The 20,634-nt window shown below is 69.2% G+C and carries 25 protein-coding genes and 3 tRNA genes; 11 read left to right on the top strand and 17 right to left on the bottom strand.

Features of this window, described 5'->3' with window-relative positions; translation table 11 throughout:
- Nucleotides 1–440: 440 nt before the first annotated feature.
- Entirely contained in the window at nucleotides 441–1,361 is a 921-nt protein-coding gene (locus F8566_RS38880; protein ID WP_151567386.1) for a thiamine-phosphate kinase, read from the bottom strand.
- Nucleotides 1,362–1,546: 185 nt separating this feature from the next.
- Between F8566_RS38880 and F8566_RS38875 the strand changes: the two genes are divergently transcribed.
- Together F8566_RS38875 and F8566_RS38870 are read left to right on the top strand one after the other, a co-directional pair.
- Nucleotides 1,547–1,780 carry an Lrp/AsnC ligand binding domain-containing protein gene (locus F8566_RS38875; protein ID WP_151567330.1) on the top strand — a complete coding sequence of 78 codons (234 nt, stop codon included), beginning with the start codon at nucleotides 1,547–1,549 and terminating at the stop codon, nucleotides 1,778–1,780.
- A 43-nt stretch (nucleotides 1,781–1,823) separates the two neighbouring features.
- Complete coding sequence (locus F8566_RS38870) at nucleotides 1,824–2,282, top strand: DUF3515 domain-containing protein (RefSeq protein ID WP_225993900.1); 459 nt, start codon at nucleotides 1,824–1,826, stop codon at nucleotides 2,280–2,282.
- Nucleotides 2,283–2,292: 10 nt separating this feature from the next.
- Here the strand turns inward: F8566_RS38870 and F8566_RS38865 are convergent, their stop codons facing one another.
- The 7 genes from F8566_RS38865 to F8566_RS38835 form a co-directional block, all read right to left on the bottom strand.
- On the bottom strand, nucleotides 2,293–2,859 hold the full coding sequence (locus tag F8566_RS38865) for a nuclear transport factor 2 family protein (RefSeq protein WP_225993899.1): 567 nt from the start codon (nucleotides 2,857–2,859) through the stop codon (nucleotides 2,293–2,295).
- Nucleotides 2,856–3,053, bottom strand: coding sequence for a ferredoxin (locus F8566_RS38860; RefSeq protein ID WP_151567328.1), 198 nt, complete (start codon nucleotides 3,051–3,053; stop codon nucleotides 2,856–2,858). The genes F8566_RS38865 and F8566_RS38860 overlap by 4 nt, the downstream gene beginning before the upstream one ends.
- Complete coding sequence (locus F8566_RS38855; protein ID WP_151567326.1) at nucleotides 3,050–4,381, bottom strand: cytochrome P450; 1,332 nt, start codon at nucleotides 4,379–4,381, stop codon at nucleotides 3,050–3,052. The genes F8566_RS38860 and F8566_RS38855 overlap by 4 nt, the downstream gene beginning before the upstream one ends.
- On the bottom strand, nucleotides 4,378–5,181 hold the full coding sequence (locus F8566_RS38850; protein WP_151567324.1) for an SDR family oxidoreductase: 804 nt from the start codon (nucleotides 5,179–5,181) through the stop codon (nucleotides 4,378–4,380). The genes F8566_RS38855 and F8566_RS38850 overlap by 4 nt, the downstream gene beginning before the upstream one ends.
- The gene (locus tag F8566_RS38845; RefSeq protein ID WP_151567322.1) at nucleotides 5,181–6,395 is read right to left on the bottom strand and encodes a cytochrome P450; all 1,215 of its coding nucleotides are present in this window, start codon (nucleotides 6,393–6,395) and stop codon (nucleotides 5,181–5,183) included. The genes F8566_RS38850 and F8566_RS38845 overlap by 1 nt, the downstream gene beginning before the upstream one ends.
- Before the next feature lie 10 nt (nucleotides 6,396–6,405).
- The gene (locus F8566_RS38840) at nucleotides 6,406–7,023 is read right to left on the bottom strand and encodes a TetR/AcrR family transcriptional regulator (protein ID WP_151567320.1); all 618 of its coding nucleotides are present in this window, start codon (nucleotides 7,021–7,023) and stop codon (nucleotides 6,406–6,408) included.
- A 93-nt stretch (nucleotides 7,024–7,116) separates the two neighbouring features.
- A complete protein-coding gene (locus F8566_RS38835) occupies nucleotides 7,117–7,563 on the bottom strand; it encodes a DUF1579 family protein (protein ID WP_151567318.1) in 447 nt (148 codons plus the stop codon).
- 71 nt (nucleotides 7,564–7,634) lie between these two features.
- Between F8566_RS38835 and F8566_RS38830 the strand changes: the two genes are divergently transcribed.
- The 5 genes from F8566_RS38830 to F8566_RS38815 all read left to right on the top strand — a co-directional run bounded on the left by F8566_RS38830 (nucleotide 7,635) and on the right by F8566_RS38815 (nucleotide 11,049).
- Nucleotides 7,635–7,973: an ArsR/SmtB family transcription factor gene (locus F8566_RS38830; RefSeq protein WP_225993898.1), complete on the top strand. Its 339-nt coding sequence runs from the start codon at nucleotides 7,635–7,637 to the stop codon at nucleotides 7,971–7,973.
- Nucleotides 7,970–8,425 (top strand): SRPBCC family protein, encoded by a 456-nt coding sequence (locus F8566_RS38825; protein WP_151567314.1) that lies wholly within the window; start codon nucleotides 7,970–7,972, stop codon nucleotides 8,423–8,425. The genes F8566_RS38830 and F8566_RS38825 overlap by 4 nt, the downstream gene beginning before the upstream one ends.
- Nucleotides 8,426–8,746: 321 nt before the next feature.
- Complete coding sequence (locus tag F8566_RS51860; RefSeq protein ID WP_225993897.1) at nucleotides 8,747–9,145, top strand: MBL fold metallo-hydrolase; 399 nt, start codon at nucleotides 8,747–8,749, stop codon at nucleotides 9,143–9,145.
- Between the two features lie 12 nt (nucleotides 9,146–9,157).
- Nucleotides 9,158–9,532: a hypothetical protein gene (locus F8566_RS51855; protein WP_225993896.1), complete on the top strand. Its 375-nt coding sequence runs from the start codon at nucleotides 9,158–9,160 to the stop codon at nucleotides 9,530–9,532.
- Between the two features lie 71 nt (nucleotides 9,533–9,603).
- Nucleotides 9,604–11,049 (top strand): beta-N-acetylhexosaminidase, encoded by a 1,446-nt coding sequence (locus F8566_RS38815; RefSeq protein ID WP_264159525.1) that lies wholly within the window; start codon nucleotides 9,604–9,606, stop codon nucleotides 11,047–11,049.
- Nucleotides 11,050–11,064: 15 nt separating this feature from the next.
- On the opposite strand, the gene F8566_RS38810 is transcribed toward F8566_RS38815, so the two are convergent.
- On the bottom strand, nucleotides 11,065–12,312 hold the full coding sequence (locus F8566_RS38810) for an MFS transporter (RefSeq protein WP_151567310.1): 1,248 nt from the start codon (nucleotides 12,310–12,312) through the stop codon (nucleotides 11,065–11,067).
- Between the two features lie 128 nt (nucleotides 12,313–12,440).
- Complete coding sequence (locus tag F8566_RS38805) at nucleotides 12,441–13,070, bottom strand: HNH endonuclease family protein (RefSeq protein WP_151567308.1); 630 nt, start codon at nucleotides 13,068–13,070, stop codon at nucleotides 12,441–12,443.
- 305 nt (nucleotides 13,071–13,375) lie between these two features.
- Here F8566_RS38805 and F8566_RS38800 point away from each other — a divergent pair, with 305 nt between their 5' ends.
- Nucleotides 13,376–14,542 (top strand): hypothetical protein, encoded by a 1,167-nt coding sequence (locus F8566_RS38800; protein ID WP_151567306.1) that lies wholly within the window; start codon nucleotides 13,376–13,378, stop codon nucleotides 14,540–14,542.
- Here F8566_RS38800 and F8566_RS38795 read toward each other — a convergent pair whose 3' ends face one another.
- Nucleotides 14,543–14,725 (bottom strand): hypothetical protein, encoded by a 183-nt coding sequence (locus F8566_RS38795; protein ID WP_151567304.1) that lies wholly within the window; start codon nucleotides 14,723–14,725, stop codon nucleotides 14,543–14,545.
- Nucleotides 14,726–14,821: 96 nt separating this feature from the next.
- Here F8566_RS38795 and F8566_RS38790 point away from each other — a divergent pair, with 96 nt between their 5' ends.
- Nucleotides 14,822–15,799: a hypothetical protein gene (locus tag F8566_RS38790; protein WP_151567302.1), complete on the top strand. Its 978-nt coding sequence runs from the start codon at nucleotides 14,822–14,824 to the stop codon at nucleotides 15,797–15,799.
- Here the strand turns inward: F8566_RS38790 and F8566_RS38785 are convergent.
- Both F8566_RS38785 and F8566_RS38780 read right to left on the bottom strand, forming a co-directional pair.
- Nucleotides 15,726–16,874: a sensor histidine kinase gene (locus tag F8566_RS38785; RefSeq protein WP_151567300.1), complete on the bottom strand. Its 1,149-nt coding sequence runs from the start codon at nucleotides 16,872–16,874 to the stop codon at nucleotides 15,726–15,728. The genes F8566_RS38790 and F8566_RS38785 overlap by 74 nt on opposite strands.
- The gene (locus F8566_RS38780; RefSeq protein ID WP_151567298.1) at nucleotides 16,874–17,533 is read right to left on the bottom strand and encodes a response regulator transcription factor; all 660 of its coding nucleotides are present in this window, start codon (nucleotides 17,531–17,533) and stop codon (nucleotides 16,874–16,876) included. Before F8566_RS38780 ends, F8566_RS38785 begins: the two co-directional genes overlap by 1 nt.
- A gap of 114 nt (nucleotides 17,534–17,647) precedes the next feature.
- On the opposite strand from F8566_RS38780, the gene F8566_RS38775 reads away from it, so the two are divergent.
- Nucleotides 17,648–18,145: a hypothetical protein gene (locus F8566_RS38775; RefSeq protein WP_151567296.1), complete on the top strand. Its 498-nt coding sequence runs from the start codon at nucleotides 17,648–17,650 to the stop codon at nucleotides 18,143–18,145.
- On the opposite strand, the gene F8566_RS38770 is transcribed toward F8566_RS38775, so the two are convergent.
- From F8566_RS38770 to F8566_RS38760, 3 genes are all read right to left on the bottom strand, one after another.
- Nucleotides 18,146–18,232: transfer RNA gene (locus F8566_RS38770), tRNA-Tyr, on the bottom strand.
- Nucleotides 18,233–18,256: 24 nt separating this feature from the next.
- Nucleotides 18,257–18,332: transfer RNA gene (locus F8566_RS38765), tRNA-Leu, on the bottom strand.
- Nucleotides 18,333–18,337: 5 nt separating this feature from the next.
- Nucleotides 18,338–18,411: transfer RNA gene (locus tag F8566_RS38760), tRNA-Leu, on the bottom strand.
- A gap of 340 nt (nucleotides 18,412–18,751) precedes the next feature.
- Between F8566_RS38760 and F8566_RS38755 the strand changes: the two genes are divergently transcribed.
- Nucleotides 18,752–19,189 carry a hypothetical protein gene (locus F8566_RS38755; RefSeq protein ID WP_151567294.1) on the top strand — a complete coding sequence of 146 codons (438 nt, stop codon included), beginning with the start codon at nucleotides 18,752–18,754 and terminating at the stop codon, nucleotides 19,187–19,189.
- 40 nt (nucleotides 19,190–19,229) lie between these two features.
- Here F8566_RS38755 and F8566_RS38750 read toward each other — a convergent pair whose 3' ends face one another.
- Nucleotides 19,230–20,600, bottom strand: coding sequence for a protein kinase domain-containing protein (locus F8566_RS38750; RefSeq protein ID WP_151567292.1), 1,371 nt, complete (start codon nucleotides 20,598–20,600; stop codon nucleotides 19,230–19,232).
- Between the last annotated feature and the right edge of the window lie 34 nt (nucleotides 20,601–20,634).

The following is a 20,634-nucleotide window of genomic DNA, read 5'->3' as shown; positions in this document are numbered from 1 at the left end:
CCGGCCACGGGCGCCGCGACGTCGGGCCTGCCCGTGGCGGGCGGGCGGCCCCCGGCGGCGGGACGGTCCACCGCCGGCCCCGGGGACTGCCCTCGAGTCTTGTAGAGCGCGCTGACGTCCGGAACGGTCACGTCGAGCGAGACGGGGCGGGCGGCCGCAGGAGGCGGCGGCACGGGAGGCCCCGCGGGAGGCGGCGGTACGGGAAATCCGGCGCGCGGCGGCGGTCCGACCTGACCTGGGGGGTCGGACGGTGTCCCCGGACCGTGCGGCGCGGCCAATGGCGGAGCCGGATGGGCTCCCTCATCATCCGGCTGCTGCGGCTTGGTGTGTCGTCCCATCCCATCCCTCTTCGATCTCAGGAAGGTATACCAAACCAGTACCAAACATGCCTACCGGAACGGCAAAAGGGTGGCCTCCGCGACAGGCGGTGCCACCCCGGTTCACCTGCGGAAGTGATCCCAACCGGCAGGCCCCTGGCGGCGTCCGTCCACGGCCACGCCCTCGCCTTCCGTGACGCGGCCGATCACGCTCCAGGCGGGCGGGAGAACCGAACCGGCGGGGAACGTGGCGGCGAAGGCGTGATCTTCGCCGCCGGTCAGCGCGTGCCGGAGCCCGTCCGGGCCGAGCACGTCCGCCACCGGCATCGCGGCGCTCTCCACCTCGATCCGTACGCCGCTCGCCGACGCGATGTGCCCGAGATCCTGGAGCAGCCCGTCGCTCACGTCCATCAGGGCCGTCGCGCCGAGCGCCCGCGCCTCCTCCCCCGCCTCGTACGGGGGCTGCGGGCGCCGGTGCGCCTCGATCAGCTCGGCCGGGCCGTCCAGCCCGCCGGACAGCAGGTCAAGGCCCGCCGACGAGTGGCCGATCCGGCCTCGGACGGCGACGACCTCGCCAGGCCGGGCACCGGAACGGGTCAGGGGCGGCTCGCCACCCAGATCGCCGAGCGCCGTGACCGCGATCGTGATCTCAGACGCCCCCACGACGTCCCCACCGGCCACTGAAGCCCCGGCCCGTGCGCACTCGTCCGCCAGGCCGTCATAGAGCCGCTCAGCCCATTCCACGGACGTGTCCGCGGGCAGGGCGAGGCCGATCAGCAGCACGGTCGGCCGCGCGCCCATGGCGACGACGTCGGCGAGGTTCTGTGCGGCGGCCTTGCGGCCGATGTCGTACGGCCCGGACCAGTCGAGGCGGAAATGCCGTCCCTCGACGAGCAGATCGGTGGTCGCCACCACCCTCCTGTCCGGTGCCCTGACCACCGCGGCGTCGTCACCGGGCCCCAGCACGACCGCCGGGCCCTGCGGCAGCCGCCGCGTCAGCCGGGCGATCAGCCCGAACTCGCCCAGCGCCCCGATGGTCTCCATGGCCTCCCGGCTCCCGTTCGCGTCCTCGCGCCGGGGAGGCGGAAGGAGATCCGCCATCGCCCGACCCCGTACGACCACCCGCACAAGGGATAAGCCAAGCTTGATCGCCCCCCGGACCCCCGTTGCGCCGCGTAACACGATACGGTGAGTTTCTGACGGCTATTTCTCCGCCCGGGGAGGACGTGATGGTGCAGGCCTACATCCTCATCCAGACCGAGGTAGGCAAGGCTGCCGCCGTGGCCCGCGAGATCGCAGGTATCTCGGGCGTCAAAATGGCGGAGGACGTGACAGGGCCGTACGACGTGATCGTCCGAGCGGAGGCCAACAATGTCGACGAGCTGGGCAAGCTCGTCGTCGCGCAGATCCAGGCGGTCGAAGGGATCACCCGGACGCTCACCTGCCCGATCGTGCACATCTGACGGTCGCGCCTCTGTGCTTCACCGCTCTGTGGCTCACCGGTCTGTGCTTCATCGCCGCCCCCTCGCTCTGCTCGGCGCCACCCTCCTCGCGGTGGCCGGGTGCGGGGACGGCGCGGTCCAGATGCCGCCACCGAGCCCGGACGCCGCGACCACCCGGCTCTGCGAGGGCCTGCGGCTGCCGGAGAAGGTGAACGGTCTCTCGCGCCGCGACACCGAGCCGGACTCGCCGCTGACCGCGGCCTGGGGCTCTCCCGCGATCGCGCTGCGCTGTGGCGTGCCGCGGCCCGCCGCGTTGACGCCCGCCTCGCAACTGCAGACCATCAACGGGGTCGACTGGTTCGGGCAACCGGCGGACCGCCCGGTGACCTGGACGGCGGTCGCCCGCCAGGCCTACGTCGAGGTGACGGTGCCCGCCAAGTACGCCCCGCCCGGGGACGTGCTGATCGAGTTCGGCGAGGCGATCACGGCCACGATCCCGAAGAAGCCCGAAGGCCAGATTTAGGCGTTCCCCCTCACCAGAGAGGTGCCGGGCTCTCGCCGCGCCTGTAGTAGCCCGGGATCGGCTCGCCCGAGGCGGCCCGGTCGAGCCGCCGCTTCATCCCGTCCGACAGCACCTCGGCCTTCATCATCTCGACGAACAGCGAGGTGACGTTGCCGAGGTCGAACCAGTCGCGCTGCCAGGACCACTGCCGGTCACCGGCGTACCGGAACCAGCTGCCGCCGATCCCCGCCACCTCGTACGGGCTCCCGTCCGGCCGCTTGGCCTCCGCCACCTGCTTCCAGAAGCCGACCACCTCGCCCTTGCGGTCGTCGATCAGGACGCTCTGGTACGGGTAGGACCAGCCGTCCAGGCCGCCCATCTCCGACCCGAGCGCCAGGTCGCGGATCTCGTCGCGGCCGACGGCCATGAAGTCCTGGTGGGGCCCGATGTTCCAGCCGTACGTGGCGTCCTCGGTGTAGAGCTCGGCCAGCGGCCGCCAGTCGCCGAGCTCCTCGCAGCGCCGGTTGGTGTCCAGCCAGTGCTGGACCATGTCCTCGAGCTCCTCACGCGGAAAGCCGCTCATGGGGTCTCCGTTCACTGAGTCTCCTTCAGTCTGAGGGCCTGGGTGGGGCAGTAACGGATCGCGGCGGCGACCTCGTCGCGCAGGTCATCGGGCGGCTCGGCGTTCAGTACGCGGACCTTGCCCTTGGGCGGCACCTCGAAGACATCGGGCGCCTCCAGTTCGCACAACGCGTGGCCCTGGCACAGATCGAGGTCGGCCTCGACCTTCACGGCCGCCTCCTGCGGCGGTAGCGGACGGCGCACGGCTGCGCGAGCTGGACGACCATCTTGGAGTGGTCGTTGCGGTACGTCTCCGGCGGCTGGGCGAGCTCGAACTCCCAGTCGCGCAGCAGCACCGAGAAGATCGCCTTCAGCTGGATCATCGCGAAGTTGGCGCCGACGCAGCGGTGCCGTCCCGCGCCGAACGGCACCCACGTCCAGCGGTGCGCGAGGTCCTCCTCGCGCGGCTTGGCGTAGCGCTCGGGCCGGAAGGCATCCGGCTCGGGGAAGTCCTCGGGGATCCGGTTGGAGACGGCCAGGCTGCAGCCGACCATCGTGCCTTCAGGAATGCGGTGACCGAGCACCTCCTGGTCGGACTTGGCCACCCGCAGCAGCAGGATCAGCGGCGGGTGCAGCCGCAGCGCCTCCTTGATCGCCGACTCCAGCCTCGGGATCTCGCGCAGCGCCTGGAAGCTGACCTCGCTGCCGTCGGCGTAGAGGTCGTCCAGCTCGCCGACCACGCCGGCCAGCACGCCGGGATGGCGCAAGAGCTCGATCAGTGTCCACGCGGCGGTCCCGGACGTGGTGTGGTGCCCGGCGAACATCATCGAGATGAACATCCCGGTCACCTGGTCGGCGCTGAAGCGCGGCGTGCCGTCCTCGTTCCTGATGGACATGAGCACGTCGAGCAGGTCGCGGTCCTCCTTGGGAGGTTTCGGGGGCCGCCCGTTCATGATCCCTTGCACGAGCTCGACGAGCGCCGCCCGCGCCTCGTCGCGCTTGCGGAAGCTCTCGATCGGCGCGTACGGGTCGACGTAGGCGATCGCGTCGGTGCCGCGTTCGAGATCGTGGTAGAGCTCGGCGAACCGCCGATCGAGCTGCTCGCGGAACTTCTTGCCGATCAGGCAGGCGGACGACGTGTAGATGGTCAGCTCCGCGAACCAGTCGAGCAGGTCGATCTCCCCTTCCTCGCCCCACCCGGCGACCATCCGGTCCACCTCGGCGGCGATCGTCGCGGCGTGGCCCTTGAGGAACGAGCCCTTGAGCGCCTGGTTGTGCAGCGCCTCGCGGCGTTCCTCCGGAGTGGCGTCGAAGACGACGCCCTCGCCGAAGATCGGGGTCATGAACGGGTACGCCTCGGCCTGGTCGAGCTCCTCGTCCGGGGCACGGAAGAAGAACTCGTTCGCCTCCTCGCCCGACAGCAGCACCACGCGGCGGTCAGCGAGCCGGAACTCGCCCACGTCACCGCACTCCTCGCGGACACGGCGCATCAAGGCGATGGGGTCCGACCGCAGCTCGTCCAGGTGATCGGGGCCGCCGGACACGGCAGGGATCGTCATGGCTTCTCCACAGGTGCCTCGGGCTGGGCTTCCACGGGTGCCTCGGGCTGGACTTCGACGAGTGACAGATGCGCGCCGCGCGGCGTCCCCACCACGGCGGCCACGGCGGCGGCGACATCGGACGGCCGCAGGAAGTACGGATGCCGGGCCAGGCCCCACTTGACCCACTCCTCCAGCACCACGCCGGTCGTCTCGGCGTCCCAGCCCATCCCCATCCCGGTCGCGGTCGGCCCGGGCCGGACGATCGACGCCCGTACGCCGGTGCCCTCCAGCTCCATCTGCATGGCCCGCGCCATGCCCTCGACGCCGTTCTTCGCGGCGACGTACGCGCCCATCCGCGTCCGCGGCGCCCGGACGACATCGGAGGAGATGAAAACGACGTCACCGCGCCGCCGGGCTACCATCCCCGGGACGAGTTGCGACACCAACCGGTGGGCGCCCACCAGATGGACCTGCACCTGCGCAAGGAACCCGTCCGGGTCCAGCTCGTGGATCCTCTCAGCGGCCAGATCACCCGCACCCGACACGAGGACCTCGATCGGCCCGAGCGCGTCCTGCGCCGCCGCCACGAACGCCTTGACCGAGTCGGAGTCGCCCACGTCCAGCGGATGGGCGAACGCCTCTCCCCCGCCCGCCCGGATCGTCGCCGCGAGTTCCTCGCACTTGCCGGCCCGCCGCGCGCCGACCGCCACCGGATGCCCGGCCATCGCCAGCGCGGTCGCCGTGGCCGCGCCGATGCCGGACGACGCCCCGGCCACCAGAGCCGGACGCCGCTCAGGATGTGGTTCGAATCTGGGCACTACCGCCGCCTCTCCAGCCGTACGGGCAAGGTCGCGAATCCCCGAACGTTCACCGAATGCACGCGCTGGGCCCGGTCGCCGTCCACCTCGTACGCCGAAACCCGCCGGACGAACTCGGTGAGCGCAATGCGCGCTTCCAGCCGCGCCAGGTTGGCGCCGAGGCAGAAGTGCCGTCCGCCGCCGAAGCTGATGAGCTGCGAGGTGTCCTGGTCGATGTCGTACGTGTCCGCTCTGGCGAAGACCCTTGGATCACGGTTGGCCGACCCGACGAGGAGCAACATCCGCTCTCCCGCCGGAATCGTTTGCCCGTGCCAGGTGGTCTCCTGCGCGACGGTCCGCGCGAGCATCTGGCTGGACGTGTCGTACCGCAGCGTCTCTTCGATCCAGTCCTCGACCCGTCCAGCGTCGTCGAGGGCCTTGCGCGACTCTCCCGGATTGCGCCAGCCCCAGTACAGGGCGTTGGCGAGGAGCTTCGTCGTGGTCTCGTTGCCGGCCACGACGATAAGGAAGAGAAACGCGATGATCTCGCGATCCTCCAGCCGGTCCCCGTCGACCTCCGCCTCCAGCAAGGCCGATGTCAGATCCTCGGCCGGGTGCTTCCTGCGTTCGGCGACCATCTGCTCGTAGTAGCCGGCCAGGGTGAGCGCGGCCTCCATCCCTGCGGGCGGTACGTCGTTGAGCCCCTCTTCCCGATGCACCACCAGGTCCGCCAGCCGCCGCACCTCGGCCCGGTCAGCCTCCGGGACGCCCATCATCTGCGAGATGACGTCCATGGGGAGTTTGCCGGCGAACGTCTCGATGAAGTCGCCCTCGCCCGCCTCCACCAGCGGATCGAGATAGCGCCGTGTCAGGTCAAGGATCCCTTCTTCGAGCTCCTTGACCCTCCTGGGTGTGAAGCCTCGGGAGACCAAGGCCCGCATCCGCGTGTGCCGAGGCGGGTCCAATGCCAGAAACGACATCGTCTTATGGGCATGGGGTCCCCACGCACTCGGCTCCAGCGAGACTCCGTTGACGCTGGAGAACGTCGTGTAGTCCCTGAAGGCCGCCGCCACGTCCGCATGCCGCGACAAAGCCCAGAAGCCCAGCTCCTCGTTCCTGTAGAGAGGGACCTCGTCCCTCAACCTGGCGTACGTCGGGTAGGGATCCTCGTGAATGGCGTAGTCGTAAGGGCTGTAAGAGACAGAGCTGTCAGAGAACTCGGGGGAACGCCCCACAGCCGTCACCTCATTCAGTGCTCGGCGATATGAACCCGGTGTTCGGCAATATGAGTTCGGCCATCTCGGCTAGCCGGTCGGCCATGCGGGCGTACGAGGTGTAGCCCATGCCCGCGTGCACCAGCGCACCGGCGTAGGCCAGCTCCAGCGCGCCCACCACCTTGTCGTCGGCGTCCTCGCCCAAGGCGGCCTGGAGCCGCTCCCGGATCGCCATGCCGATCTTGAACCGCAGTTCACGCACGTCCGGGTCGGTGCCGAGCATCGAGGTCGTGCATGCCGCCGCGAGCTCGGGTTCGTCCGAGACCAGCAGCGCGATCTCGCGGAGCACCGCGCCCACGCGCTCCTGCGCCGAGCCCTCCACCACGACGGGCTCCAGCGCACTCAACCGCCGCCAGAACACCTCAGTGATCAGGTGGTTCTTGGAGGCGAAGTAGGTGTACGCCGTGGCCGGGGCGACCCCCGCCCTCTTGGCGACGTTCCGCACGGTCAGACCCTCGTACCCGGTCTCCCGCACCTCCTCCACCGCCGCGTCGGTGAGCCGCCGCACGGTGTCGGCCTGCCGGTCGGTGAGCCGCCGACGCGTGGACTCGTAAGCCAATCCCGCAGCCCCCACCCGGTCACCCTTCATTCGACGAGCTCCGCTCGACACACCTGCCGCTGATTACCGGACACGTGTCCAGACATTAGTTCAGACACTGGCCCACGGCAAGCCCGGCTGCGGTCACCGCTCTCTGGTGAAGGCCATGTCCATCCAGTGCAGCCAGGTCGAGCCGTCGTCCGTGCGCTCCCACTTCGCGCTCATGGTGGTGCCGTCTTCCGCGACCGTCAGCGTCGCCCGTTCGGTCTCGCCAGCGAACGTCCACACCCCGTGGTCGTCCACGGTCGCGTGCATGGTGACGAAGTCGCCCTGGTTGTCGAACGACCGCATGGGATACGTCCCTGTCACCGGATCGTAGGGGCCGATCATCTCGATGACCTCGACCCTGTCGCCGTTCATGCGCACGTCCACGCGATGGACGAGGAAGAACCCGCCTGCCAGCCACTCGTAGGTGTCGGACCCGGCGATCCGTACCGGCGGCACGCCGTCGGCCGCGACCGTCCACCCCTCCGACCGCCAACTGCCGACGAGTACGTCCAGCCGCTTGTTCTCGGACCTGGGTGCCGTCATCAAATCTCCTCAATCTATGTAAGATGTTGCTTAAATACTTACACACCATCCCGCCACGAAGGAGAGACCCGGTGGATGAGGCGTTGCGGGCGGTCGCCGATCCGACCCGCCGCGCGATCCTGGCCCTGGTCCGCGACGGCGAGGTCTCGGCAGGCGACATCGCCGCGCGGTTTCCCGGCATGAGCCGGCCGGCGGTCTCCCAGCACCTGCGGATCCTGGTCACGGCCGGGCTTCTGGACGTCCGCCGCGCCGGCAATCGCCGCCTATACCGCATGCGTCCCGACGGTCTCGCCGAGGCGGCGATGTTCTTCGAGTCGATGTGGCCCGGCCCGCTGCGCCGCCTGAAGGACGCGGCCGAGCGAGAAGAAAGGGCCCTCGCCGGCGAAGAGGAGACGGAGGAGGCACCGTGAGCACGACGGTCGAGCAGACGATGCGGATCGAGGCCCGGCCGGAGACGGTGTGGCGGTTCTTCACCGACCCGGCCTACTTGGCGCAGTGGTGGGGCGAGGCCGAATTGGAGGCGCGCCCCGGCGGTGACCTCCGCGTGGAGATGCAGGACGGGCCGCGGCCGGTGATGCGCGGGACGTTCGTCGAGCTCGTGCCGTATGAACGGATCGTCTTCACCTTCGGCTGGGAGCCCGCTCCCGGGGCACCGGGCATAGCGCCCGGTGCCTCACAGGTCGAAGTCACGCTCACGCCAGACGGCCACGGCACGACGCTCACCTTGCGGCACAGCGGCCTGCCGTTGCAGCTCGGCAACGAGACCAGCGTCGGCTGGGCTTCTGTGCTGCGGCGCCTCGACGAGGCGGCGAAACGCCATGGCCGCCATGAGCATCACCGGCCTTCGGCTGCCGGGTCGTAACGAAGTCAGACGCGTTTGCGAGCGGGCTTGGAAAGCTTGACCGGTGACTGTCCCACCACGAAGCGGGCGGCACCGTGGCCTGTTGTGGCCCGTGAGCCACGTCGGTGCCTGATCACGTCCGGCACTGTGGACGTCCGTCGCGGGGACACGAAATCCGTTCGTGTGGCCGAAGGGATGATCGCTACGATCGGCGCGAATCGACGAGGGCACTAGGGGCACCGTCGGCGGCGGCGATGAAAGGACGGCCCCGATGACGCGGCTTCCTGAGCTTCTGGCATCCCCGAACTCCGCTGCAGCCTGGACGCGGGTCTTTGCGAGGGGATGCAGGTCGACACCGTCTTTCTGACGCATACGCACCATGACCACTCCAAGGACCTCGACTATCTGGCCTCGTCCGGTGCGGCCGTTTATCTGCCGGACAAGGCGGTGCCTTACGTGGAGTCCTATCTGCGGGCGTCCGCCGAGCTCAACCATGGGGCGAGCTACGACCCGGCCTTGGCGGAGAGCCACAGTTTGAACGGCGTACGTCAGGATGACGAGTTCGTCTTCGGGCGCCGGGGACACCATGTCCGAGTGGTCGAGTGCGAGCACAAGGTGCCGTGTGTCGGCTACGCGTTCTCGGAACAGCGCAAGGCGCTGCGGCCGGAGTTCGAGGAGTTGCGGAGGTCCCTGGCGCAGGAAGGCCGGAGCGGCGAGTTCGGCCGGGTCATGGCGCAGTAGCGCAAGGAAGGCGTGGTCGTCGAGGAGGGGATCCGGCGGCCGCTGTTCGCGTTCCTCGGTGACACGCATGTGAACGTGTTCGATCGGAACCCGTGGCTTTTCGACTACCCGGTCATCATCACCGAGTGCTCGTTCCTGCACGACACCGAACTCGAACGCGCGGACCGCGTAGGACACACCGTGTGGAGCCGTCTCAAGCCCATCGTCGAGGCGCACCCGGAAACGCAGTTCGTTCTGACTCATTTCAGCCTGCGCCACTCGGACCAGGAAATCCTTTCGTTCTTTCAGCGGGAGAGGGAATCTGCTGAGCTGGGCAATGTGCTGTTGTGGGTTCACCCCGACAGCCATCTGCCCGAGCAGCACCAGAACCGTGGAGAGCAGCGATGACCGGAGAGCCGAATCTGATCCCCGCCCCGCGTCGTCTTGTGCGGACTGGAGGCGAGGGCCCAGTCGGAGAGGTGCGTACCAGCGTCGATCCCGCCCTCGGACCGGAGGCCTATCGGTTGACCGTCTCCGCCGACGGCGTCGAGATCGTGGGCGGGGACGACGCCGGGATCCATTGGGGAAGTCAGACCCTGCGGCAGATGCGAGGCCTTGATGCCTTTCGCCGTGCGGCCATCGGGAGCGAGCCGGTCAACGTGCCCTATGTGGTCGTCGAGGACGCGCCGCGGTTCGCATGGCGGGGCTTCATGCTCGACGTCGCGCGGCATTTCCTGCCCAAGGACGGCGTGCTGCGCTATATCGACCTGCTGGCGGCGCACAAGCTCAACGTCCTGCACCTGCATCTGACCGATGACCAGGGATGGCGTATCGAGATCGAACGCTACCCGCGGCTGACCGAGGTCGGCGCCTGGCGTCCACGTACCCGCATGGGCTGGGGAGAGCCGGTGATGTGGGACGAGCGGCCGCATGGCGGCTTCTACAGCCAGGACGACCTGCGCGAGATCGTCGCGTACGCGGCGGAACGGCATGTCACCGTCGTCCCCGAAGTCGACCTGCCCGGCCATTCACAGGCGGCCATCGCCGCCTATCCCGAGCTGGGCAACAGTGACGTCATCGACACCTCGGCATTGGGGGTGAAGACCGACTGGGGCATCAATCCCAACGTGCTTGCCCCGACCGAGGCCATGCTGCGTTTCTACGAAGGCGTCCTTGAGGAAGTGCTCGACATCTTCCCCAGCCGGTTCGTTCACATCGGCGGCGACGAGTGCGTCAAGGACCAATGGCGTGCGTCGCCCACGGCCCAGGAACGCATCCGTGAACTGGGGCTCAAGGACGAGAACGAACTGCAGTCGTGGATCATCCGTCACTTCGACCGCTGGCTCGCCGAACGCGGGCGCCGTCTCGTCGGCTGGGACGAGATCCTGGAGGGCGGCTTGGCGGAGGGCGCCACGGTCACCTGCTGGCGTTGGTACAGGGGTGGCATCGCGGCGGCCAAGGCGGGCCATGACGTGGTGATGTGCCCCCAGCAAGAGGTCTACCTCGACCACGTACAGGCTCCTGGGCCGGACGAGCCCGTGCCGTTCGGCTGGGTGCACACGCTGGAGGACGTCTACCGCTTCGAGCCCGTGCCGCCCAGCCTCGCCGGGACACCCGAGGCGAGCCATGTCATCGGCACCCAGGCGAACCTGTGGACCGAGGTCGTCGAGGACCTCGGCCGCCTCGACTACCAGGCGTTCCCCCGCCTCGCCGCGTTCGCCGAAGTGGCCTGGTCACAGCTCCCCGCGCCGGACGAACGCGACTTCGAGGACTTCGACCGCCGGATGAACGCGGCGCACTACGCCCGCCTGGACGCGCTGGGCGTCGGCTACCGCCCGCCCTCGGGCCCGCACCCATGGCAGCAGCGCCCCGGCGTCCCCGGACGCATGCACCACAAGCCGCGGAAGACCTGGCGAGGGGCCTGACCCTCAGGGAACCGGTCAGCGGACGCTCTTGATGCGGGTGACGAAGACGGCTCCGGCCAGGGCGCAGAGGGCCGCGAAGCCGTAGAAGGCCGGGTAGTTCGTGCCGTCGCCGATGGCCAGGAAGAGGGGCGCGGCGGCGGGCGCGAGCGACTGCGGCAGGGTGTTGGCGATGTTGATGACGCCCAGGTCCTTGGCCATGGTCTCCGGATCGGGCAGGACCTGGGTGATCAGGGCCATGTCCACGGCGAGGAACATGCCGCCCGCGATGCCGAGGACGATCTGAGCGGCGATCACCTGCGGCAGGCTCGTCGCGGGGGCCAGCAGGCCGGTGCCGGCGGCCAGCACGGCACCGGATCCGATCACGAACGGCTTGCGGCGGCCGGCCCGGTCGGAGAGCCAGCCGCCCAGGACCGAGGTGATCGCGGTGCAGCCGAGGCCGATGACGACGAGCAGCGCCACGGTCCGGTCCACGTCGTCCTCGGCGATGCCGACGCGGTCGGGCAGGAAGAACGCCAGGTAGGTCAGGGGCGCGAACACGCCGAAGGAGACCAGGAAGCGGGTGAGCCAGGCATAGCCGAAGTCGGGGTGGTTGCGAGGATTCACCCAGAACGTGCCGGCGAACTCCCGGAGCGAGAAGGGCGCGGCAGGCTCGGCAAGGCGGCGGTCGGGCAGGAGCAGGGCGAACGCGGTGACGAGGACCGTGCCGAGAACGGCGGGCACCAGGAACTTCGCCGCGATGCCCGGCACCGACGCGACGATGCCCACTCCCGCGGCGATGGCGATGATCTGGCTGAAGCCGAGGATGCCGGACATGGATCCGCGCCGTTCCACCGGCACCTGGTCGGGGATCGTGGCGGCGAGCGCGGCCAGCGTGGCGTTGAACGAGAGTTGCGCCAGGCACCAGCCCAGCAGGATCGCGGGCAGCGACGGCACCAGCGCGACGACGGCGAGCCCGGCCGTGCCACCGGCCATGCCGCAGATGAGCCACGGACGGCGGCGGCCGAAGCGCGAGGCCGTGCGGTCCGACAGCCGCCCGGCGAGCGGGTTGCCGACCAGGGCGAGGAACGCGCCGATGCCGAGCACGATGCCCGCGTTGCGTTCCTTGTTCGCCGGGTCGAGATCTTCCAGCCGAAGTTGCAGCGTCACCAGGACGGGTGGGATCAGCGGCATCCACAACCCCAGATTGGCGACGGCCAGCAGACCGGCGAATCCCCGTGGCGAGACCTCCGGGGCGTCCGTGGTCTTTCCCGCCGGCGTTCCCATCCCGGCGAGCGTACCCGGCCGCGTTCTACCAGCGATCACGCGATCCGCGGGCGAGAACGTCGGCGGGCCTCAACGCATCCTGGCGGCCGCCGCCCCGCCCGGGCGGCGGCCGCCGGAGGAGGAGAAGGTCAGCAGCGGCCGAGCATGCTGCTCAGCGCCGACTTCTCGGCACTGTCGACCGAGAGGCCCCACTCGTACTTCACATCGATGAACGCCCTGGCGTAGGTGCAGTGGAACGACGTGAGCGGCGGCTTCCACTCAGCCGGGTCCTTGTCGCCCTTGGCCTGGTTGACGTTGTCGGTGACCGCCCAGAGCTGGGCGTTGGTGAGGTCGTTGGCGAACGACTGGCGCTTGGAGGTCGTCCATGCCCACGCACCCGAACGCCAGGCCTCGGCGAGGGCGACCATGTGGTCGATGTCGACGTCGGACGCGGCGCTCCAGGTGGCGCCGTCATAGGGAGACGTCCATCTGCCGGACGTCGCGGCGCAGCTGGAGTTCACGACGACGTTGACGCCGTCGCGCTTGAGCACGGTCTCGCGGGTGTTGCAGGAGCCGGAGATCGTGACCCAGTGGGGGAACAGGTCGCGGTCGTAGGTGGATTCGTGCGATTCGGCGGCGACCGTGAGCGCCGCCAGCTCGGACGCGGCGGTGCTCGCGGAGGGGATGTTGGGCGGGGTGGCGTCGGCCGGCGTCGCCAGTCCGGCGGTGAGACAGAGCGCGGTCGCGGTGGACAGCGCGAATGCCGTGACTCGTTTCACGAGTCTCTCCTTCTGCCCGCGCCCCGGCCGGGAGGGGGACCCCGGTCACGTGCGGGGACGGCGGGTCAGAAGGGACGGTCGCATTGCGCAGTTTGCGGGCAAATGTCACGACTTGCCCAGCTGATGGGATCACCTTCGTGAGATCGCCACATCAGTGATCAATGACCTGCGCGAACGCGGAGACGAGCGGAGCGTGGTCGCGAATGAACTTCGCGTTAATCGCCGATGGAGCCATACCCCCGTGCGAAATGAGCTCTAGAAATGAGGTCTAGATCTTCGCCTCCACGTGCCCGACACTGGCCACCATGCGGATCGTTACAGTATTTACTGGCATGCTCATGGCGGCGACGGTGGTCGGGTCGGTGAGCCCGGCGCACGCGGAGGACGTATGGCGTCCGGCCCCGCTCAACTGGACCTGGCCGGACCGCAACCTCAGGGACGTCGAGCCTGTGGGCGCCAACGAGGCCTGGGCCGCGGGCGGCCAGGGCAAGGTGTACGTCGGCATCCCCGGTGACCTGGGCCGCCCGCCCATCACGCTGCTCGACATCGGCGCCAAACCGCTGCTCCAGCAGTGGACCGGGACATCCTGGAAGAGCCACTCCCCGCCTGGCATCAGCGGAGAGGGTGAGATCACCGATGTCGAGGCGGTCACCTCCGACAACGTCTGGGCGTCCGGTTTCGTCGGCTACCGGAACCGCACCGCATATCTGGCCCACTGGGACGGCGCGAAGTGGAGCCAGGTCACCTCGCCGTCGACTCTGGTGAGCGCTGAGATGTGGGCCGACGCGAAGGGCCTCTGGCTCCGCGACCGCACCGCCCTGCACCGCTTCGCCGGCGGTACGTGGACCAGGCATTCACTGGGCGGCCGGCACATCAACTTCGTCCAGCAGACGGCCAACGGAGACCTGCACGTGTTCAACGAGGACAAGATCTCGCACTGGAACGGCAGTTCCTGGACCACCTTCGAGCGGCTGCCGGGCGACGTCCACCACTCGCCCGACCATTACTACGCCGCCACCGCCGAAGGGATGTGGGCCGTTTCCCGCACGGGCTCCGACGACAGCCTGCCGATCGTTCACCGCTGGACCGGCACCGCGTGGGAGGCGGTCCCCGTCCCGGACGCCTACAGGGGCACCTGGTACCACTCCATCTACGATCTCGAAGGGCCCGTGATCCAGTTCAGGAAGCAGAACAGCACCATCCACCACCAGCTGCGCTGGAACGGCACTTCCTGGGACGAGCTCAGCAAGCCCGCCACGTCCATTCCCGCCAACCCCGTCGTGGCGGGCGACGGCACGTACTGGGCCGCCGGCAACAGCACCCTCTACCGCCTGGAGGGCACGACATGGACCGCCGTGCAGGTCCCCATCGCCGGCTACCTCAAGGTCGCCCCCATACCCGGCTCCCGCCATCTCTTCGCCTGGGGCGAGAGCCAGAACGGCGACCTCTCCGCCACGACGAACGCCCCCTGATCAGTCCTGCCAGGAACTCCATGACCTGACGGTGTGATGGATGCCCGGCATGGCCGTCTCGTTCTCCTGACGGGCACGTTCCACGGCCTCCTCGTGCGTCAGCGGAGGAGTGACCCGCATCTGCACAGGTTGACAGACATCAGCCGTCGTCTCGCGGACCACAACGAAGAGCTCATCCGTCATGGCAGGAGTCATACCCACGAAGCTCCCCCGTGGAGGGGAGGGAGTTCACCTCTGGGCGGGAGGCATGGTGGAGGCCGCCCGGCGAGCCTGAATCCCATGACGATCTTTACCCATGCCGCCGACCGGCGTTTCTGGAACATCCGGCTGGCGTTCTGCTTCGCGACGGCCGCCGCCTGTGTCCCGTACGTCGTCCTGAAGCTGGTGTGGCTGTCGGGCGGCGACCTCGGGGTGACCGGCGACGCCGCGGCCGAGATTCACACCGCCAAGTACGAGGTGGCCAACGCGGTCACCATGGGAGCGGAGCTGGTCGCCGTCCTCATCGCCTTCGCGTTCACCTATCCGTGGGGGCGGCGGATACCAGGATGGCTCGTCCTCGTGCCGATGTGGGTGGGCACCGGCCTGCTCGCGCCGATCGCGCTGGGCCTCCCGCTGGGGATGGCCGTCCAGGCGGTCGCCGGCGGCTCGCCCCTGCCGGACAACGAGGACAGCGGCGACATGGCCGGCTGGGTGTTCGCCGTGGTCTACGGCGGCTTCGTCATCCAGGCGATCACCCTGACGGGGGCGTTCGTGTTGCACGCCCGGGCACGCTGGCCGCAGGTGTTCCGGATGGCGGCCAAGGAGCTCCGGCCGGGGGCGACGCGTTCGATCCAGGTTCTGTTCGTGAACGGCGCGGCGCTGGTCGCCGCGGTGGTCGGCGTGATGCAGATCGTCTGGGCGTTCAGCGGCGGCGATCTGGGCGGCGACCCGAGATTCGAGACGGCCGCGCAGAAGACGTTCGTCGCCATCGGCGGACCGCTGGCCTTCGCGGGCGCGCTGGGTGCCCTCGCGTTGGTGCACCGGCGCGGATCCGGGCGGATGGTGGGAGCCGTGGCGGCGGCGTGGGTCGGCGCTGGACATCTCTTCTCGTGGGGTCTGTTCAGCGGCGGGACGAACGGCTTCAGCGACCTGGTCCACATGTTCAGCGCGATCGCCGGGATGCTGCTCGCCATCGCATGCGTCCTCACCCTGATCGAGAACGAACCGGAACCGGTGCCGCGGCGGTCGCCCGGCAGGGCACACGCGCAGGGAGGCTGACGGTGACCTCAAGGCCGCCTTCGGGACGGGCGAACGCCGCGTGCGTGCCGCCGTGGGCGGCGGCGATGGCGGCCACGATGGAGAGGCCGAGCCCATGCCCGCCGGCCGATCGCCTGCGGAACGGCTCGAAGAGCGCCTCCGCCTCCTCGGCCGGCACGGCGGGGCCGCTGTTGGCGACGTGCAACGTCACCACGCCCCCCTCGGAACGGACGCGGACCTCGATCCATCCGTCGGGCGTGTTATGGCGGACGGCGTTGTCGAGCAGGTTGACGGCCAGCCGTTCCAGCAACGCCGGATCACCGCGCACATGAGCGGGCCGCAACCGGGGGACGACCTTCAGATCGCGCGTGTTCGTGCCGACGAGAACGGTCTGCACGGTCTCGGTGAAATCAACGTCCTCATAGTGCTCGACACCCCGTTCGCTGCGGGCGAGCGTCAAGAGACTGGCGATGAGGCGCTCGTGCCGCTGGGTCGCGGCGCGGATCCGCACCGCCATGGCCGTCAGCGAACGCAGCGACGGCTCCGGATCGGCGAGCGCCACGTCCACGGCGGCGCGCTGGACGGTCAGCGGTGTCCGCAGCTCGTGCGAGGCGTTCGCGACGAACCGCCGCTGCGCCTCGAACGCGGCGGCGATCCGGGCGAGCATGGCGTCGAACGTGTCGGCCAGCTCCTTGATCTCGTCGCGGGGCCCGCCCAGCCCGATGCGTTCGTCCAGATTGTCGGTCGACAACCGGCGCGCGGTCGCGGTGATCTCCCGCAGCGGCCGCAGCGCGTGACCCGCCACCATCCAGCCGAGCACGACCGCGATCACCGACACGATCGCCAGCGCGACGATCGACTGGGTGAGCAATTGATCGAGCGCCTCGTCCCGCTGCCGCGCGAGCGCCTCATCGAGCACCCGCCGCGGATCACCCAGTCCCTCCGGCAGGACCGGCAACCGCCCAAGATCAGGCGGACGCGGCCTCGCCGCCTGCAATCTGCTCGCGAACAGGCCGTAGGTGATGGCGACGAGCAACGCCCCCACCGCCACGAACAACCCGCCGTAGAGCGCGGTCAACCGCAGCCGGATGCTCATCAGCGGACGATCCGATAGCCGGCACTTGGCAGTGTCGCCACGACACCGGGCTCGCCGAGCTTCCGGCGCAACCGCATCATCGTGACCCGGACGGTGTTGGTGAACGGATCGGTGTGCTCGTCCCACACTCGTTCGAGCAACTGCTCAGAGGTGACAACCGCACCGTCCGCCCCCAACAAGACCTCCAGCACACCGAACTCCTTCGCCGTCAACCGCAGCGGCCGCCCACCCCGCGTCGCCACCCGCCGCGCGGTGTCCATCACGAGGTCTCCGTCGACCAGCACCGGCGGGATCGGCGGCCGCGCCCGCCGGCCCAGCGCTCTGATCCGGGCCACCAGCTCCGCGAAGTCGAACGGCTTGGCCAGGTAGTCGTCAGCCCCCAGGCTCAACCCCTCGACCCGGTCATCGACCGCACCCGCGGCGGTCAGCATCAACACCCGCGTCAGCGCCCCGCCCTCGATCAGCTCCCGGCACACCTCGTCGCCGTGAACGTCCGGCAGATCCCGGTCGAGCACCACCACGTCGTAGTCGTTCACCGCGAGCAGTTCCTGCGCCTGAACACCACCGAGCGCCGAATCCACCGCCATCCCCGCCGCACGCAAACCTTCAAGGAGGATCTCCACCAGGTCCGCCTGGTCCTCCACAACCAAAACCCGCATCACGACCTCCACGGCAAGCATCACGGCCCCGACATAACCCCTGAATAACGTGAAGCGTGTTACCTCCGTGTTAGCCGCACCGAAGCACGATTCCGGCAAGACAACGGAAGGACCATGATGAAACCGTTCATCCTGCTAGCCGGAGCAGCCGTAGCAATCGGAGCCCTGGGCACCGGCGCCGCCGCAGCATCCGCCGCCGACCCATCGCCCGCGCCGGTCAAGGCCCCCGCCGAACCCCCAGCCGTGGTGCACGGCGAGTCGGTGATGAGAGACGCCGACGGCAAGACCCGCGTCTACATGTGGCAGACCGGCACGGTCACCCAGAAGTCGGACTCCTCCATCACCGTGCACAGCTCGGACGGCACCACCTGGACCTGGGCGCTGACCCCCGACACCACCATCCGCAAGAAGTCCCTCAAGGTGGGCGACACCGTCATGATCGGCGGCCCCAGAAACGGCGACACCCGCACCGCCACCCTCATCACCGACCCGCCGGACTTCGACAAGCTCCGCGACCGCATGAAAGACCTGCGCAAACAAATGGAAGGCCTACGCGAAAACCTCCCGAACCCGCCCGCCCCGCCCAGTGACTTCCCCATCCCAAGGGCGTAATGGTGGGGCGGGTGGGATTCGAACCCACTCAGCACAAGGCACCTGGGTTACAGCCAGGCCCGACTCTCCGGACGTCGGCGCCGCCCCTTGGGCGAGCTCGTTGGCTCACCTTGGTACCCCCGACAGGATTTGAACCTGCATCGCACAGCACCTCATGCTGCCGTCTCTGCCGTTGGACTACGGGGGCATGCGTGCGGCTCCCGGGATTCGAACCCGGAACATCCAGTTCCTGAGACTGGCCTCTCTGCCAATTGGAGTAGAGCCGCAGGGGGATCTTGCGGCGTCACTCGGCGAGGGTCAGGCGGGATACCGGCCTTGGCGGGCGAGTGACGCCCAGGGCAGTCGATATAGGTGCTGCTCCATGGCCGGTCCTCCTCTCGTCGTCTCCTTGGACGGCCTGACGAGATCTACGGTGCCAGGAGAGCGGGGATCACCGCAACGGGTTTATCACAGCGGGGCGACGGGGTGTGATCGAACGGTCTCGGAATGACATACGCAACATTCGGCCGCAATCCGGCGAATCGCAGTAGTGGGATGGTTACTGTTGATCACGGCCCCGGTTTCCGGGGTGTTTCCTTGCTTACCAACCTGAATAGAGGAGTTCGCATGCGCAAGGCAGCGATCGTGGTCACCGCCGCAGCCCTCGCGGTGGGCGTGACGGCTCCGGCCGCCAGCGCCGACCGCAAGCCGGTGACGAAGGGCAAGTGGAGCCTCAACAAGGCGGGCAAGCGCACCATCCAGCCCGCCAGCATCAAGAGCGCGGGTCACTGGCGCGTGGTGAAGAAGACCGCCATGGTCTCCGGATATGTCCTGGACGCCAGCAAGGTCGGCTCGGCGAAGGTCGTCTTCTACAAGCTCGACCCGAAGACCAAGAAGCTCGTGGCCATCAAGACCTACAAGGCCGACGGCCGGGTCAAGAAGGGCGCGATCAAGCCGATCTCGTTCAAGGTGGGCGCCAAGACCCCGGTCTACGCGCAGAAGTTCCTCGTCTTCGACAAGATCAAGCGGGCTCCGGTGGCCAGCAAGCTCGTTCGCGTGAAGTGACACCCTGATGGCGGGCCCTGGCGATCGCCGGGGCCCGTTGTCATGTCGCGGCGGGAGTGGGCAGCTGGGCGCTGGGGTCCTCGTCGGGGAGGGCCGCACCGAACGCGACGAGCAGCCAGAACGCGACCATCAGATAGCCGAGGGCGAGGCCTGTCGCGGCCAGGCCGAGACCGCGTTCCTGAGTGCGGCCGATCTGCCGCCAGGCCATGTGTCCCGTGATGATCGCGGGGATGGAGGGCAGGCCGCAGGTGATGATGCCCACCAGGCCGAGGACGATCGCGTAGAGGGCCAAGTGGTTGTAGCGCGGCGGCTGGGCGGCGGGTGACGTGGTGTAGGCGGAGTGGTAGGTCGGCTGATACCCGTAGCTCTGCTGGGCGGCGGACGCGCGGCGGTACCAGTAGTCGGCTTCCGCGGTCTGGCCTCGCCAGCTCAGCAGGACGCCGAGGTTGTACATGGCGGCGGTGTCGCCCGCTTCGGCCGCCTCACGGTATTGCCGTTCGACCAGGGCGGCGGACTGGTCCGTGCCCACTGCGGGCGGTGGCAAGACCGGCTGCGGTGGGGGGAACGGCGGTGCGGTGCTCGGGGCCGCGGGTTGTTCCTGGGTGGAGGAGCTGGAGACCAGGCGTTCCAGGAGGCGTTGCGCGCTGGGGCGCTTGGCGGGGTCCTTGGCCAGGGCGGCCCGGACCACGTCGAGAACGGTGCCCTGGAGGCCGCGGAGATCCGGCTCGCCGCTGACGATCTGGTGGATCATCGCCGGGATGGAGTTGCCGGTGAAGCAGGTCGTACCGCGGGCGGCGTAGGCGACGGTCGCGCCCCAGGCGAAGACGTCCGAGGCGGCGGTGGCGGGGGTGCCGTTGAGCTGCTCGGGTGCCATGAACGCGGGGGTGCCGACGAGGCCGCCGGTCGCGGTGAGCCTGGTCATGTCGTCCGCACGGGCGATGCCGAAGTCGATCACGCGCGGGCCGTACGGGGAGAGCAGCACGTTCGCCGGTTTGAGATCGCGGTGCACGACGCCGGCGTCGTGGATCGCGGTCAGCGCCGAGGCCATGCCGACGGCGAGCGCCTCGAGGTCGGCGCCGCGCAGCGGACCCTGGCGGTCGACGGCGGCGGCCAGGCTGGAACCGCTGACGTACTCGGTGACCAGGTACGGCGGGTCGGCCTTGGGGTCGGCGTCGAGGACGGGGGCGGTGCAGAACGGCCGGACGCGCTGGGCCGCGGAGACCTCGGACTCGAAGCGCGCCCGGTACTGGGCGTCGGCCGCGTACTCGCGGCGGATCACCTTGATGGCGACCTTGTGGCCGGACTCGTCGGCACCGAGGTAGACGACGCCCATGCCGCCCTCGCCCAGCCGGCTCATCACCCGGTACGGGCCGATGCGCGCAGGCAGGTCGAGGTGGGACGTCTCCGGCACGGTCTACTCCTCGAGGGCAGGACTGAACACCCCA

The organism is Actinomadura rudentiformis, from assembly GCF_008923185.1.
Lineage (GTDB): Bacteria > Actinomycetota > Actinomycetes > Streptosporangiales > Streptosporangiaceae > Spirillospora > Spirillospora rudentiformis.
The sequence above is the reverse complement of the archived record's forward strand: the minus strand, read 5'-3'. Positions and strand labels throughout refer to the sequence as shown.

Coding starts and splice junctions, on each gene's coding strand:
- F8566_RS38880 (WP_151567386.1), bottom strand. CDS start 1,361: ATGGAGACCATCGGGGCGCTGGGCGAGTTCGGGCTGATCGCCCGGCTG.
- F8566_RS38790 (WP_151567302.1), top strand. CDS start 14,822: ATGACGATCTTTACCCATGCCGCCGACCGGCGTTTCTGGAACATCCGG.
- F8566_RS38810 (WP_151567310.1), bottom strand. CDS start 12,312: ATGGGAACGCCGGCGGGAAAGACCACGGACGCCCCGGAGGTCTCGCCA.
- F8566_RS38785 (WP_151567300.1), bottom strand. CDS start 16,874: ATGAGCATCCGGCTGCGGTTGACCGCGCTCTACGGCGGGTTGTTCGTG.
- F8566_RS38835 (WP_151567318.1), bottom strand. CDS start 7,563: ATGACGGCACCCAGGTCCGAGAACAAGCGGCTGGACGTACTCGTCGGC.
- F8566_RS38800 (WP_151567306.1), top strand. CDS start 13,376: ATGCGGATCGTTACAGTATTTACTGGCATGCTCATGGCGGCGACGGTG.
- F8566_RS38755 (WP_151567294.1), top strand. CDS start 18,752: ATGCGCAAGGCAGCGATCGTGGTCACCGCCGCAGCCCTCGCGGTGGGC.
- F8566_RS51860 (WP_225993897.1), top strand. CDS start 8,747: ATGCAGGTCGACACCGTCTTTCTGACGCATACGCACCATGACCACTCC.
- F8566_RS38795 (WP_151567304.1), bottom strand. CDS start 14,725: ATGACGGATGAGCTCTTCGTTGTGGTCCGCGAGACGACGGCTGATGTC.
- F8566_RS38780 (WP_151567298.1), bottom strand. CDS start 17,533: ATGCGGGTTTTGGTTGTGGAGGACCAGGCGGACCTGGTGGAGATCCTC.
- F8566_RS38855 (WP_151567326.1), bottom strand. CDS start 4,381: ATGACGATCCCTGCCGTGTCCGGCGGCCCCGATCACCTGGACGAGCTG.
- F8566_RS38875 (WP_151567330.1), top strand. CDS start 1,547: ATGGTGCAGGCCTACATCCTCATCCAGACCGAGGTAGGCAAGGCTGCC.
- F8566_RS38840 (WP_151567320.1), bottom strand. CDS start 7,023: ATGAAGGGTGACCGGGTGGGGGCTGCGGGATTGGCTTACGAGTCCACG.
- F8566_RS38775 (WP_151567296.1), top strand. CDS start 17,648: ATGATGAAACCGTTCATCCTGCTAGCCGGAGCAGCCGTAGCAATCGGA.